Origin of the sequence: Hymenobacter pini (assembly GCF_020421205.1) — a bacterium.
In the GTDB taxonomy this organism is placed as follows: domain Bacteria; phylum Bacteroidota; class Bacteroidia; order Cytophagales; family Hymenobacteraceae; genus Hymenobacter; species Hymenobacter pini.
The window spans coordinates 287952-302349 of sequence record NZ_JAIZZH010000004.1 but is presented as its reverse complement, the minus strand read 5'-3'; the positions used below and the strand labels follow the sequence as shown (position 1 = coordinate 302349).

Below are 14398 nucleotides of genomic sequence, written 5' to 3'. Positions count from 1 at the left end.
TGGCCGGGCGTTAAAGGAACTGTAAATTTCTTGACAACTACCTCACTACCTGTGCTATGAAACGCCTGTTGCTTCTACTGCCGGCACTGCTGCTGGCCGCCGCCGCCCACGCCCAATTTGGGATAAAGGCCGGTATCAACGCCGCCGTGCTCGACGGTGAAAACCTGGGTTCCACCTCCACCAAGTACAAAACCTACTACCACGCGGGCATTCTGTACGAAGCCAAAGTGCTGGGGCCGATATCCATTCAGCCGGAACTGCTGTACTCCTTGCAGGGCAGTTCCATTCGCACCGCCATTGGCAACTACGACGCCAAGCTGCACTACCTCAACCTGCCGGTGCTGGCCAAGCTAACCGTGGGGCCGGTATTCGTGGAAGCCGGGCCGCAAGTGGGCTTTATGGTCTCGAGGCAGGATGATAACGTGGTGGGCGGCCCCAGCAGCTACAACTTCAAGCGCACCGATTTTACGGTGGCGGCCGGTGGCGGACTCAAGCTGGGAAATCTGCTGCTGGGGGCCCGCTTCAACGCTGGCCTCAACGACATTAACAACACCCGGGACATCAGCGGCCTCAACGACCCCCGCTTCAAAAACCGCGTGATTCAGGGCTACGTGGCCTATCAGTTCGGCGACGACTGAGGCGTAGTATCCCTGGTACTGCGGAAGCTGACTTCTTGACTTTTGTCAATTTTTTTGCTTAAAAACTGCGTAACGGAAGATGGTGGGAATGAGCGGATGGAGCGCAAATGCCCGTACTTTTCGGCGGTATTTGTATGCTCATTCTCCTTATGTATTCTCCAAAAAAACTACTGATTGTCGGTAGCTGTGCGCTGCTGAGCCTAACTGCTCACACTGGGTTTGCCCAAGCTGTAACCGGTACCCGCGTGGGCTTTAAAGCGGGCGTTTCTATCACCACCCTCGATGGGGTGCTGAACGCCACGCCCAAAACCCGGGCCGGCCTCGTGCTGGGGCCGGTGCTGCGGCTGAACCCCAGCAAACAAGGTTTCGGACTGCAGATTGAAGGCTTGTTCAGCGCACAGGGCGCTAATCTGGACACCGGCACCGAAACCATTAAGCGCGACACATATTATTTCAACGTCCCCATACTGCTACGCCAGTATATCGGGCAACTGCTGTACGTGAACGTGGGGCCGCAACTGGGAATACACTTGGGCAGTGGCACCGGCCAGTACAAGCCCATAGACGGGGCCATTGTGGGCGGAGTAGGCTTGGAAACTAAAGGCGGCCTGGTGCTGGATGCCCGCCTGAACTACGGCCTCTCCGACATCAACGACGACCCGGCCGAGCGGCAGTTTCGGCGGCAATTGGGTATCGGTGGACTCCACAACCGCGGCGCTCAGGTGACTGTTGGGTATTTGTTCGGGAAGAAATAACTGGGCATTGCTATAAAAGAAACGCCCCCGTCTTCAGCAAACGGGGGCGTTTCTTTTTCTTTCAGGCCTTACACCGCGTCGGAAAGGGAGGTGAAGGTGAAGTCCCGAATCTTCAGCGGAGGCACCAGATTGCCGCCCAGCCGCACGGGCTTGCCAATGGCCTCCACGTTGTTGAGCATAATAACGGGTGACTCGTTGAAGCGGAAGTTCTTGATAGGGAACTTGATTTTGCCGTTCTCGATGTAGAACGTTCCATCCCGGGTGAGGCCCGTGAACAGCAGCGTCTGTGGGTCCACGTCGCGGATGTACCACAGGCGCGTGACCAGAATACCCTTCTCAGTGCTCTTGATCAGGTCCTGCACGCTCTGGGTACCTCCCTCCATAATAAAGTTACCGGGAAATGGGGTGGCCTGCTTACCGGTTTTCTGGGCCCAGTAGCGGGAGTAGTACAGGTTTTTCACCACGCCTTTCTCCACCCAGTTCATGCGCTTCACGGGCATGCCTTCCCCGTCAAACACGCCGCTGGGTGCTTGTGCATTCAGCGGGTCGGAGTAGATGGTAATGCGCGGGTCGAACAGCTTTTCGCCCATGCGGTTGCCGCCGCCTTTTTTGCTCAGGAAGGAGCGGCCCTCGTCGGCCTCCCGGGCCCCGAGGCTGTACATCAGGTTGTTGAGCAGCCCCTCGTCGGATACCAGGGCGGCCGGTTCCAGAATAACGGTGTACTTGCCGGGTTCCAGCGCCTTGGCGTTGCGCGAGCCGGCTGCCTTGTCGGCGGCGGTTTGCGTAAGGGCCTTGGCGTTGAACTTGCTCACATCGGTGTAATCGGCCACGGCGTAGCCCGAGCCGGTGCCGTCGGGCGTGCGCACCGTCACCGAGAAGTCGATGCTGGTGCTTTGCTGGTAAGCCTCCAGCCCTTTGTTGTTGCGCAGGGCCTGGAAGTAGGCGCCGTCTTCGAGGTAGCCGGCCGCTGTGAGGCCCTTGGCCGAGCACAGGGCAATACTGTCACCGGCGGCCTGGGCCCGGTAGTCGGGGGTAATGGCGGCGGTGCTGGCAGCGTAGCTCACGGGCGTGAGGTACTGCTGCGGGCCCAGCAGGGGCATGTACTCGGGGTCTTCGGGGGCGAGGCGGGCAATTTCCTCGGCCCGCTGCACGCAGCGTCGCAGCGTCGCGTCGTCGAACTCATTGCAGGTGGCCACGCCCGAGCGTTTGCCGAAGCGCGACTCTACTATCAGGCGTACGTTGTCGGAGGCCCCGGCAGTGCTTACCGAGTTACGGGCGTAGCGCACGTTGCCAATGGTGCGCCCATCCAGGCTGGCCTGACATTCATCGGCGGTGCTGAACCCGATAACCTTCTTCAGAATAGCCTGGGACTCATCTTTGGAGAGAATAGCCATGTAGTTAATGTGCAGAATGTGGAGGGAATGTGGAGAATGTGCAGAATGGACAGGGGGAGGTTACCGCGCAGGTGAAGGGTTTTCCCACAGGGGCCACATTCTGCACATTTCTCACATTAGCACTAGCCGATTTTGCGGGCCGTGTTGATGACGTTTACCGAGTTGAAACGGGTGGTGCTGGAGCCGTGGCTCACGGCCGACGACTGGCTGGGCTGGCCTTTGCCGTCGTTGAAGAAGCCCGCGAACCGGTAGTCCGACTGGTCGCACACGGCCGCGCAGGAGTTCCAGAACTCCAGGGTATTGGTCTGGTACGCCACGTCCTCGAGCATGCCCGTGATTTTGCCTTTTTCGATGGCGTAGAACACCTGGCCGCCAAACTGGGAGTTGTAGCGCTGCTGGTCGATGGAGAAGGAGCCGTTGCCGGCAATGTATATGCCTTTCTCCACGTTCTTCACCATATCGTCCACGCTGAGCTTGGCCGCGCCGGGCTTCAGGCTTACGTTGGGCATGCGCTGGAACTGCACATCCTGCCACGACTGAGAATAGCAGCACCCGTCCGATTCCTGCTGACCCACAATGTGCGCCTGGTCCCGAATCTTCTCGTAGTCCACCAGAATACCGTCCTTGATGAGGTTCCACTCCTTGGTTTTCACGCCTTCGTCGTCGTAGCCCACCGCGCCCAGGGAGCCGGGCTGCAACTTATCGGCCACGATATTTACCTGCTTGGAGCCGTAGGGCTGGCCCTTGGCTTTCCACTCCAGCGTGGCGAACGAGGTACCGGCGTAGTTGGCCTCGTAGCCCAGCACGCGGTCCAGCTCCAGCGGGTGCCCCACCGATTCGTGAATGGTTAGACCCAGGTGGTGGGGGTCCAGCACCAGGTCGTACTTGCCGGGTACCACGCTCTTGCAGGTAAGCTTTTCCTTGGCCTGGCGGGCGGCCAGGGCGGCGTCTTCCAGCATATCGTAGCTGTATTTATAGCCGATAACGCCCGAGCCCTGAGGGCCGGCCACTTTATCCTCGGCCCGAGGCGTGAGGTACTCGTAACCCATGCCCATGGGCGAGCTGAGCGCCTGCCGGCTGCGGAACTTGCCCGAAGCCCGGTCTACCACCGTTACGCCAAACGTGGGGAAGATGCGGTGGATGTCCTGGTCGATGTAAGAGCCGTCGGTGCTGGCAAAGTACTTCTGCTCATTCACCTGGAAGAGCACCGAATTCACAAACGAGGCACCATTTTCCAGCGCCTTGGCATTCGTGGCCAACAGCAGGTCTACCTTGTCCTTGATGGGTACCTCGAAGGCGTTCTGCTTGATAGGGGCTTTCCAGGAAACCTCACCGTAGCCTTTCTGCGGGGCCAGTTTCACTTGCTCCTTCTGCACCTTGGAGTTGGCCTTGGCAATCTGCACGGCCAGCTGGGCGGCTTTGGCCAGACCAGCTTCCGTTACCTGGTTGGTAGAGGCGAAGCCCCAGGTGCCGTTGGCAATTACCCGGATACCCGCCCCGAAGCTCTCGGAGCTAACGATGTTCTGCACCTGCTTCTCGCGCGTGAACACTCCCTGATTGAGGTAACGACCAATGCGCACATCGGCGTAGGTGGCCCCCGCCGACTTGGCGGCGTTCAGGGCCACGTCAGACAAGCGTTTTTTCTGGGCTACGTCAAGGCCGGGCTCCAGCAAACGCATCGGGTCCACAATATCACCGCCAAAGCTGGGCAGGGAGGGTAGCCACAGGGCACCGGCAGCCAGGCCGGTTACGCCCACAAAATCACGTCTATTCACAAGGGTAGAAGTTGAAATTCAGGAGAGAAAAACCAGAAGTAAAAAAAGTGTAGCGCAGAGCCCTGCGGCCCCGCGCTACCAGCTTACACCGCGTCGGAAAGGGAGGTGAAGGTGAAGTCCCGAATTTTGAGTGGGGGCACGAGGTTGCCGTTCACGCGCACCGGTTTGCCAATGGCTTCCAGGTTGTTGAGCATAATCACGGGCGACTCGTTGAAGCGGAAGTTCTTCACCGGGTGCTTGATTTTGCCGTTTTCGATGTAGAACGTTCCGTCCCGGGTCAGGCCCGTGTAAAGCAGCGTCTGCGGGTCGACGGGGCGGATGTACCACAGGCGCGTAACCAGAATGCCGCGCTGGGTGCCTTTAATGAGGTCGGCGGTGCTTTGGGTGCCGCCTTCCATAATCCAGCCGCCGGGGCGCGGAATGTCCGGAATGCCGGCTTTCTGGGCCCAGTAGCGCGAGGTGTACAGGTTTTTCACCACGCCCTTCTCAATCCAGGTGATTTTCTGCTGGGGGCGGCCGTCACCGGAGAAGGTCAGGTCGCCCAGCTCGGGGTGGGTGGGGTCGGAGTAGATGGTTACCCGCTCATCGAACATCTTCTCTCCCTTGCGGTTGCCACCACCCTTCTTGCTCAGGAACGAGCGGCCTTCATCGGCCGAGCGGGCATCGAGGGCCCCCATCAGGGCCGCCATCAAGGAGGCGTCGGAGTTGGCTACCAGAGCGGCGGGCTCCAGAATAACGGTGTACTTGCCGGGTTCCAGGGCCTGGGCGTTGCGCGAGCCGGTGGCTTTGTCGGCGGCAATCTGGGTGAGGCGGCGGGCGTCAAACTTGCCGGCGTCGGTGTAGTCGGCCGTGGCGTATCCCGAGCCGGTACCGTCGGGCGTGCGCACCGTGATACTGAAATCCAGCCCCGAAGTTTGCTGGTAGGCTTCCAGGCCCTTGTTGTTGCGCTTGGCTACGAAACCGGCCCCGTCGTTGAGGAAGGCCGCCGAGGTCAGCTTTTTCTCGTCGCAGAGCTTCATGCTGGCCCCCACCTGCGTGGCCCGGTAGTCGGGCGTGATGTCGGCAGTGGCTTTGGCGAAGCTATTGGTGCTGGGCAGGTACTTCTGGGGGCCCAGCAGGGGCATGTACTCGGGGCTTTCCGGGGCGAGGCGGGCAATTTCCTCGGCCCGCTGCACGCAGCTCCGCAGCGTGGCATCGTCGAACTGGTTGCAGGTAGCCACGCCCGAGCGTTTGCCGAAGCGGGCTTCCACCGTCAGGTTCACGTTGTCTACTGCGCCGCTGGTGCTGATGGCATTGCGGGCTGAGCGCACGTTGCCGCCCGTCTGGCCGCTGAGCGTGGCTTCGCACTCGTCGGCTTTGCTGAAGCTCATCACCTTTTGCAGGATGCCCTCAGCTTCGGATTGGGAAAGAATGGCCATATAAGTTGAAGTGCTGATATCTAGGGAAGAAGGAGGCCTGACAACTGCCTAGCCGATTTTGCGGGCCGTGTTGATGACGTTCACCGAGTTGAAGCGGGTGTGCGCCGAGCCGTGGCTTACGGCCGATACCTGGCTGGGCTGGCCTTTGCCATCGAAGAAAGAGCCGAACAAGCGGTAATCTGACTGGTCGCAGATGGCCGCGCACGAATTCCAGAACTCTACCGTGTTGGTCTGGTAGGCTACGTCTTCGAGGATACCGGCAATTTTACCTTTCTCAATGGCGTAGAACACCGTGCCGCCAAACTGGGAGTTGTATCGCTGCTGGTCGATGCTAAACGAGCCGCGTCCGGCAATGTAAATGCCCTTGTCCACGCCCGAAATCATCTGGTCCACGCTCAGCTTTTCCTTGCCGGGCTGCAGGCTGATGTTGGCCATGCGCTGAAACTGCACATCCTGCCACGACTGGGAGTAGCAGCACCCGTCTGACTTGTTCTGGCCCACAATGTGCGCCTGGTCCCGGATTTTCTGATAGTCCACCAGCTTGCCATCCTTGATGATGTCCCACTGGCCGGTTTTTACGCCTTCATCATCAAAGCCCACCGCACCCAGAGAGCCGGGCTGGGTTTTATCGGCCACAATGTTCACCAGCTTGGAGCCGTAAGGCTGATTCTTGGCTTTCCACTCCAGCGTAGCGAAGCTGGTGCCGGCGTAGTTGGCCTCGTAGCCCAGCACGCGGTCCAGCTCGGTGGCGTGGCCGATGCTTTCGTGGATGGTCAGGCCCAGGTGGTTGGGGTCCAGTACCAGGTCGTATTTGCCGGGTACTACGCTCTTGGCCGTGAGTTTTTCCTTGGCTTGTTTGGCGGCCAGGGCAGCGTCTTCCAGGATATCGTAGCTGTACTTGTAGCCTACCAAGCCAGTGCCGGCCGGACCGGCAATTTTGTCCTGGGCTTTGGGCTGCAGGTACTCGTAGCCCATACCCATGGGCGAGCTGAGGGCCTCCCGGGTGCGGAACTTGCCCGAAGCCCGGTCGATGGCCGTTACCGAGAAGTTGGGCCAGATGCGGTGAATGTCCTGGTCGATATAGGAGCCGTCGGTGCTGGCGAAGTACTTCTGCTCGTTGATCTGGAACAGGGCCGAATTCACGAAGGACGCGCCGTTTTCCAGGGCCTTGGCGTTGGCGGCCAGCAGCAGGTCCACTTTGTCCTTCACCGGTACTTCGAAGGCGTTTACCTGAATGGGTGTCTTCCAGGAAACCTCGCCGTAGCCCTGCTGGGGAGCCAGTTTCACGGGCTCCTTCTGCACTTTGGCGTTGGCCTTAGCAATCTGCACGGCCAGCTGGGCGGCTTTGGCCATGCCGGCCTCCGTTACCTGGTTGGTAGAGGCAAAGCCCCAGGTGCCATTGGCAATTACCCGGATACCCGCCCCGAAACTCTCCCCGCTGGCAATGTTCTGCACCTGCTTTTCGCGGGTAAACACGCTTTGGTTGAGGTAACGACCAATGCGCACATCGGCGTAAGTAGCCCCCACCGACTTGGCGGCGTTCAGGGCCGCGTCGGCCAGGCGTTTTTTCACGGCGGGGTCGAGGCCGGGCTCCAGCAGGCGGGCGGGGTCAACCAGAGAGCCGCCGAGGGCGGGCACCGTTGGTAGCCACAGGGCGCCAGCCGCCAGGCCCGTCAGGCCTACAAAGTCGCGTCTGTTCAAGGAAATGAGGATTTTGGTGAGTGGAGGAGGAATTTGCAGGAATGTTAGCCAGAAGCCGCTGCAATTGCAACCTACGGACAAAAAAGCCGTATTGGGGCTGCATCTCTCCGCTCCTAGCCCGGTAATTATTACAAATTTTGTAATGACTGTGAGCAGTACCTAGCTCCGCCTTGCGCACGAGTTGCAGGCGAGTTCCCGGAGCGTAAGCACTACACGCTCGGTACTCGCTCCGTTCGTGCGCGAAGCGAAGCTGCGCGCTACTGAACCAGCGTCAGCAAATCAGCAGCAATCTGGGGCCAGGGTTGAGCCAGGTCGATGGTGACGATGCGCACGGGGTGGCCGCCGAGTGTGTAGCGCATATTCACAGCCTGCGTGGCGGCGGGGTAGAGCAAAATGCCCTCCAGCTGCTGCCCCGGAGGTGCAGTTTGGTTTTGCAGGTAGGCGTACAGCTGGTACAAGTGTGGCGCAATCAGCTTTTGCTGATTGTAGCGCTGGCGCAGCGCCGAGGCGTAGTACTTGGTATCCAGAATAATTTTCCGATCCGGGCTTTCCAGCGTGGTATCCGTAATCATGGCGGGCAACAGCGCTAAGCCGGCCTCGTCTTCCGCGTGGGCCTGCCATTGAATGGTTTCGCTGAGCACCCGGTAGCGGCGCTGCTCCAGCCGGTAGAAGTTGCGCACAAACTGCTCAAACAAGCGGGCCATCAGCACTTCGTCGCGGCGGAAGTCACGGAAGCGGGTGGGGCCGGCGGCGTCCGGCTCGGGTAGGGCACTGGCCTGCACCAGTTCACACACGTTCAGCAGAAAAGCCCAGGCCCCGGCTGGGCGCTGCCGCCGGGCAGCCAGCAGCCCGGCGCGCGTGGGCAGCTGCGGTACCACGGCCGCCGGAAATTGCCGCACCAAGGCCCGTACCTCGTGGCGGAGCGTGGTAGGCAGACTGGCAGTGCGGCCCAGGCGTTGCAGGGTGCCCAGCAGCAGGCTGGCCAGCAGGGTGTTGGTATCCAGCTCATCAAACGTGCACACGGCCCGGCCCCGCCGCAGCAAATCCTGACGCAGCGTAGGCGTGAGCAATACCCGGCCCCGCAACTCGGGTAGCTCAGCGGTGTTCTCGGAGTACGCTGCCGGCAGGCCCCGGCGCAACTGACGGAGGGTGGCTTGCAACAGCACGTAGGTGAGCAGCTCCAGGGGGCGGTGGAACTCCTGCTCGCTCACACTCTGCAGTTCGCTTGGCTCCGGAAGACGGTTCCAGGCGTAACAGAGCAGGTAGTAGAGGTTTTGAACGGGAATCATACGGGTGCCTGGTTCAGGCCAGCAGCCGTTTTCTCTGCTGGGCTGCTTTGGCAGGCTGGTCCAGCCAGTACTCATCCAGCAAGGGCGCAATTTCCTGCTCCAGAATCAGCTGCAGCCAGTCGGTGGCTTCGGCCGGGTTCGTTGGCGGCTGGCAGAAGTAGCTATGCCCAATGCAGAAATCAGGGCCTAAATCGGGGTCTTCGGCAATGGTTTGGTTGAGCTGAATAAGGCGCGAAGTCAACTGCTGAATGACGGGTGCCGGAACCTCAGCCGCCGCCAGAAACTGCTGTAGCGGCAAGCCAAACTCCGGGTGTAGCGACACGAAGGCAAAGCGTCGGCGCAGGGCATAATCTAGGGGAGTCAGGCTCCGGTCGGCCAGGTTCATGGTGCCGATGACGTACACGTTGTCGGGCACGAAGAACGGCGGGCTACCCGCCGGGGCATAGGGCAGGCGCACGGCGTGGGCCGGCCCGCGCTTGTCGGCTTCCAGCAGCAGCAGCAACTCCCCGAAAATACGGGCTACGTGGCCCCGGTTCAGCTCGTCAATCAGCAGAAAATACGGCCGACCGGGGTCCTGGGCGGCGCGCTGGCAGAACGAGACCATAATGCCATCCTGCAGCTGAAACGCCCCGGCTCCATCAGGCCGGAAGCCCTGCACAAAATCCTCGTAGCTATAGCTGGGGTGAAACTGCACTAACTCCACCCGGCTCGCATCCGTGGCCCCCAGCTCCAGCCAGGCCAGCCGCCGGGCCAGAAACGTTTTGCCGGTGCCGGGCGGGCCCTGCAACAGCACGTTGCGGCGGCGGTGCAGGGCCGCCTGCGCCGCCGTTAGCTCCGCCTCACTCATGAACAGCTCCCGCAGCGCATCGGCCTGGGTGTAAGGCATGGCCGGAGCAGTCGGCTCATAAGCCGGAATAGGCTCCTGCACCTGCGCGGCTGAGTGTTTACGGCTTTTTACTACTACCGGCTCCCGGGCCGGGCCGGTGTAGAGTTCCTGCATCTGCTCCTGGGCCGCTACGTCACCATCCAGCACCGCCGAGTTTTCTAGGGTGGGACGCTTGGTGGCAATAGTGAAGCTGAGCTGCTCCAGCACGCGGTTGGTAGGGGCCCCGGCCGGCAGGGGCCAGGCCGCCTCTGGCTGCCCCAACGCCAGGCGGTACGCCAGCTGGGCCACCGCCCGGGGCGCGTACCGCTTGCCCCGGTACACCAAATCATACACGGTGCTCAGGGGCATGCGCGGCCCTTCCCGGTCAAGCTGACGCAGGGCTTGCAGTACTTGTTCGCGGGTGAGGTGGGGCGGCGCGGGCGGAGGAGTGAGCATGCAGTTCTAAAGTACGGGCAAAACAGCCGAATCCTGCCAAAAAGGTCCCGCGGCATTGGCCCAAAAAAGCCGGGCCGACGCACTGTCGGCCCGGCTGCTGTGAGTTGGCGGAAGGCTGATCAGGAGCCTTTCTGCGTGGTTTTCTGCTTGCCGTCGGGCTTGTCGGTTTTGGTTTCCTCGTTCTTTTTCTCGTCGCGCTTGGTGGTGGGGTCAGTATGCTTGGGGGTGCTGGTCGTTTGGGCCATGGGTGTTTGGGATAAAAGTGAACAGCCTTGGTATACGAGCCCTAAAGCACAACGGGTAACAAGCAACGGAGCATTCAATAGAAATGTCCGCTGCTACCCCGCCGTAATGGTGCGCTGAATACCCAGCTTTTTCATGCGGGCTTCCAGCGTTTTGGGGTTGATATCGAGTAGCAGGGCGGCGCCGTTGGGGCCGCTCACGCGGCCACCGGTGCGCCGCAGAGCCAGCAGAATATGGTCCCGCTCCTGCTCACGCAGCGTTTTCACGGGGCCGCCCGCCTCCGTAGGCGCGGGGGCTGCCTGAGCCGCGGCGGCAAACCCCTGAAACTCCAGAAACGGCCCCTGGCTCACAATAACGGCCTGCTCCACCACGTGCTCCAGCTCGCGCACGTTGCCGGGCCATCCGTACTGCTGCAGGGCCCGCAAATCCCGTTCGCGCAGGCCGCGCACGGGCTTGCCCATCTGCTTGGTGAAGCGCTCCAGGAAGTAGCGCATCAGCGGCTCCACATCCTCGGGCCGCTCCCGCAACGCCGGCAGCCGGATAGGAAACACGTTGAGGCGGTAGTATAAATCGGCTCGGAAGCGGCCGGCGGCTACTTCTTCCTCCAGTACCCGGTTGGTAGCCGTAATTACCCGCACATCGGTGCTGATGACGCGGCGGCCACCAATGCGCTCAAACTCCTTTTCTTGCAGCACCCGCAGCAGCTTGGCCTGCAAATCCAGCGGCAACTCGCCCACCTCATCCAGGAAAATGGTGCCGCCGTCGGCCAGCTCAAACTTGCCAATGCGCCGGTCGTGGGCCCCGGTGAAAGCGCCCTTCTCGTGGCCGAATAACTCACTCTCGATTAGTTGAGCGGGCAGGGCCGCGCAGTTGATTTTGATGAGGGCCCGCTCCTTACGGGGCGACAGGTTGTGCAGGGCCCGGGCCACCAGCTCCTTGCCGGTGCCGGTTTCGCCGGTTATCAGCACAGTGGTATCGGTGGGGGCTACCTGGGCCAGGCGAGTATATACCTGCTGCATCACGGCGCTGCCGCCCACAAAGTCGTCGAGGCGGGCGGCGGCGGTGGTGTTGATTTCGTCGATAAGGTAGGTTCGCTCCTGCTCCAGCTGAGTGCGCAGGGCGTCAATCTGCTCGAAGGCCAGCACGTTCTGAATAGCCAGTCGGATTTGTGGCACCAGAGTCTGAATCAGCTCCAGGTTTTCATCAGTGAAGGCAAACGGCTGCCGGCTGGATAGAATAAGGGCCGCCGTGGGTTCGTCACCGGTTTTCAGGGGGGCACATAGCAGCGACTGGGTGCCGCGTTCCTGATGAATAAAGCGCAGCAACTCAAAGCGCCGAGTCAGCTCCTTGAACTCCTCGCCTACGTACACGCCTGGGGCGGCAAACAGCTTCAGCGCCGCTTCTTGGTTGGAGGCCCACTCGGGCAGCGCATCGTGGCGGTGCTCATCCATGGGGGCAAAGCTGCCATCGGGCTGGCGGTTGAACTCGGCCAGCGCCCGCACCGGCGAATTAGGTTTGCGCACCCGTACCCCAAAGTAGTCGCAGGGCACCACGCGGCTGATTTCGGTGGCAATGGCCCGGAACAGCTCGCCCCGCTCCTTAATGCTGAGCAACGCGTTGTTGAGCGCCAACTGCATGGATTTTTCCTGTTCTCGACGGGCAATATCCTCAAACGCCAGCGTATTGGTTACGGCTACGGCTACCAGGCTCCCAATCTTTTCCAGCAGGTCAACGTCGTTAACTGAAAAGTTGGGCCGCCGCCGCGCTACCAACGACAGCAACCCCATCAGGTGCCCTCCAGTGCGCAGCGGCACCACGATAAAGTACCGCATGCCCCTGTCAAGCAAGGCCTCAAACGGCTGGTACTCGGGGTACTGCGTGAGTAGCTCCTGCAGATCATACTGGTGCAGATGGGGCTGGCGCACAAACTGCTCCACGGGCGTGCCCTCAATGGGCGTGCGGCCGGGCGATTTACGCCCAAGCTGGTCGGGCAGGAGCACTTCACCCAAGTAGTCGCGCAGAAATACCCGGCGGTACTGGTGTTCCGCATCCAACGTCAGGATGGTGATGGCATCAAACGGAAAAATCAGCCGCAGCTTGCTGGTAACGCTTCGGAACAGGTCTTCCTTGTTGCGGGTAGTCGCAATAGCATCGTTTAGGTACAGTAGCAGAGAGTCGTCTTGGTCTGGCATACGGCAAAACAGGTAGAGGAATAGGATAACAGGCAATACTCTGTTTTTCTTAAATATCAGGAATAGAAAATAGAATTTTCTCAAATATCAGGAATAAAAGCAAGTATAGTGAAAGTGCAATAATTGCCTTGTGAAAAAAATAATCTGCCTTTGCAGTGTATAAAGAAGGTTTTTGAATCAGATTAAAAGAATTTTAACGGGTTGGCACGTGGTTAGGTAAAAGGCGGACATTCATAAGCTGTTTTAGATATGCTTTTCCGACCTCAACATACTGCGCCGCTACTGGCAACTCTTGGGTTGCTGGTGGGCAGCGCGGCCCACGCGCAGGTGCCCATTGCCGCTGCTACTGCCGGCGACTCCCTGTCGCTGGAAACAACTGTTCGCTCGGTGCTGGATGCCAACCCGGCCATCAACGCACTGCAGGAAGAAGTAAACCAGGCCCAGAGCCGCCTCGACGAAACCCGCACCTACCTGAAGCCGGTGGTAGATGGTACGGCCAGCTACACGCGCATTGACCCCGTGGTGAAGATTCCGCTGGGCGACGCTACCTTCCAGCTGGCTCCGGCCAACAATTACGATACGCACGTAACGGCCCGCTACACGGTGCTGGATTTTGGCCGGGCCAACGCGGCCATCAACGCGGCCAAAACCCGCGCGCTTACCGCTGCCGACCAGATTAACGTAACCCGCCGCGACCTGGCGTACGCCGCCGCCCAGAGCTACTACAGCATCCTGTTTGCCCGCGAAGCTATTCGGGTGCAGGACGCTCAGATTGCCTCTCTCAAGCAGCACCAGCGCGAGATGGAGAAGCGGGTAGAAGGGGGTGTAAGCACCAACTTCGACGTAACGACTACCCAGGTGCGTATCGCCCAGGCTCAGGACCGCCGCATCGACCTGCAGAACCAGCTGCGCAACCAGGAGATTCAACTGGCCCGTCTGCTGCATCGCCCCGAAAATGAAGTAACGCCCGTACGGGGCCGGTTCGAGTACAGCCCCCAGAGCGTGGATGTGCAGGACGCCCTGGCCCGCGCCGCCACCAATCGTCCCGAGGTAAAGCTGGCAAAGGATGCCGAAGAATCGGCGGCGGCCCAGTTACGGGTAGCTGAAGTAGGTAACAAGCCCACCCTGAACCTGGTAGCCCAGGCCGGCGGCAAAAACGGTTATATCGTACCTAATCTGGAGCGGTTCCGCTTTAACACGGTAGCTGGCGCCCAGCTCAGCATCCCTATCTACGATGGGGACCGGAACAAGTACCAGCGCGCCACGGCTCAATCAGCCATCAAAGGGGCCCAGGCCCGTACCCAGGATACCCAGGAGCAAGTGCGCGCCGATGTGCTGCAGGCCGTAAACAACATGCAAACCAGCACGGCCCGCTACGACAACTCGCAGGTGCAGATTTCGCAGGCCACCGATGCCTTAACCCGGGCTAAGGCCCGCTACCGCTACGGTGTAGGCTCCAACCTCGATGTGCTAGATGCTGAAACCCAATTGGCCCAGTCCCGCCTGTCGCGCCTGCAATCCATCTACAACTACACTCTCGGCCAGTACCAGCTCCGCCGCGCCACCGGCGAGCAGATTTGGTAAGCGGTGCATGAGAAACTGAGTGAATCGGGTTTTCCTGATTCTTGACTCTCCTCCATATAACTCACTCGCTCAGTTACTCATTCACCAG

The 14398-nt window shown here is 60.4% G+C and carries 11 protein-coding genes; 3 read left to right on the top strand and 8 right to left on the bottom strand.

What is annotated here, in order from left to right; all coding sequences use genetic code 11:
- Positions 1 to 56 precede the first annotated feature (56 nt).
- On the top strand, positions 57 to 638 hold the full coding sequence (locus tag LF252_RS17140) for an outer membrane beta-barrel protein (RefSeq protein WP_226270809.1): 582 nt from the start codon (positions 57 to 59) through the stop codon (positions 636 to 638).
- Positions 639 to 787: 149 nt separating this feature from the next.
- Positions 788 to 1393: a porin family protein gene (locus tag LF252_RS17135; protein ID WP_226270808.1), complete on the top strand. Its 606-nt coding sequence runs from the start codon at positions 788 to 790 to the stop codon at positions 1391 to 1393.
- A 68-nt stretch (positions 1394 to 1461) separates the two neighbouring features.
- Here the strand turns inward: LF252_RS17135 and LF252_RS17130 are convergent, their stop codons facing one another.
- The 8 genes from LF252_RS17130 to LF252_RS17100 form a co-directional block, all read right to left on the bottom strand.
- Positions 1462 to 2787 carry a TldD/PmbA family protein gene (locus LF252_RS17130; protein WP_226270807.1) on the bottom strand — a complete coding sequence of 442 codons (1326 nt, stop codon included), beginning with the start codon at positions 2785 to 2787 and terminating at the stop codon, positions 1462 to 1464.
- A gap of 122 nt (positions 2788 to 2909) precedes the next feature.
- Positions 2910 to 4562 carry a TldD/PmbA family protein gene (locus LF252_RS17125; RefSeq protein WP_226270806.1) on the bottom strand — a complete coding sequence of 551 codons (1653 nt, stop codon included), beginning with the start codon at positions 4560 to 4562 and terminating at the stop codon, positions 2910 to 2912.
- 83 nt (positions 4563 to 4645) lie between these two features.
- A complete protein-coding gene (locus LF252_RS17120; RefSeq protein WP_226270805.1) occupies positions 4646 to 5980 on the bottom strand; it encodes a TldD/PmbA family protein in 1335 nt (444 codons plus the stop codon).
- Positions 5981 to 6028: 48 nt separating this feature from the next.
- Positions 6029 to 7681, bottom strand: coding sequence for a TldD/PmbA family protein (locus LF252_RS17115; protein ID WP_226270804.1), 1653 nt, complete (start codon positions 7679 to 7681; stop codon positions 6029 to 6031).
- Positions 7682 to 7938: 257 nt separating this feature from the next.
- The gene (locus LF252_RS17110) at positions 7939 to 8970 is read right to left on the bottom strand and encodes a 5-methylcytosine restriction system specificity protein McrC (protein ID WP_226270803.1); all 1032 of its coding nucleotides are present in this window, start codon (positions 8968 to 8970) and stop codon (positions 7939 to 7941) included.
- Between the two features lie 13 nt (positions 8971 to 8983).
- The gene (locus LF252_RS17105) at positions 8984 to 10291 is read right to left on the bottom strand and encodes an AAA family ATPase (RefSeq protein ID WP_226270802.1); all 1308 of its coding nucleotides are present in this window, start codon (positions 10289 to 10291) and stop codon (positions 8984 to 8986) included.
- Positions 10292 to 10410: 119 nt separating this feature from the next.
- Positions 10411 to 10536: a hypothetical protein gene (locus LF252_RS22895; protein WP_262905001.1), complete on the bottom strand. Its 126-nt coding sequence runs from the start codon at positions 10534 to 10536 to the stop codon at positions 10411 to 10413.
- 93 nt (positions 10537 to 10629) lie between these two features.
- Positions 10630 to 12726, bottom strand: coding sequence for a sigma 54-interacting transcriptional regulator (locus tag LF252_RS17100; protein ID WP_226270801.1), 2097 nt, complete (start codon positions 12724 to 12726; stop codon positions 10630 to 10632).
- Between the two features lie 249 nt (positions 12727 to 12975).
- Between LF252_RS17100 and LF252_RS17095 the strand changes: the two genes are divergently transcribed.
- Positions 12976 to 14310, top strand: coding sequence for a TolC family protein (locus LF252_RS17095; protein ID WP_226270800.1), 1335 nt, complete (start codon positions 12976 to 12978; stop codon positions 14308 to 14310).
- Positions 14311 to 14398: the final 88 nt, after the last annotated feature.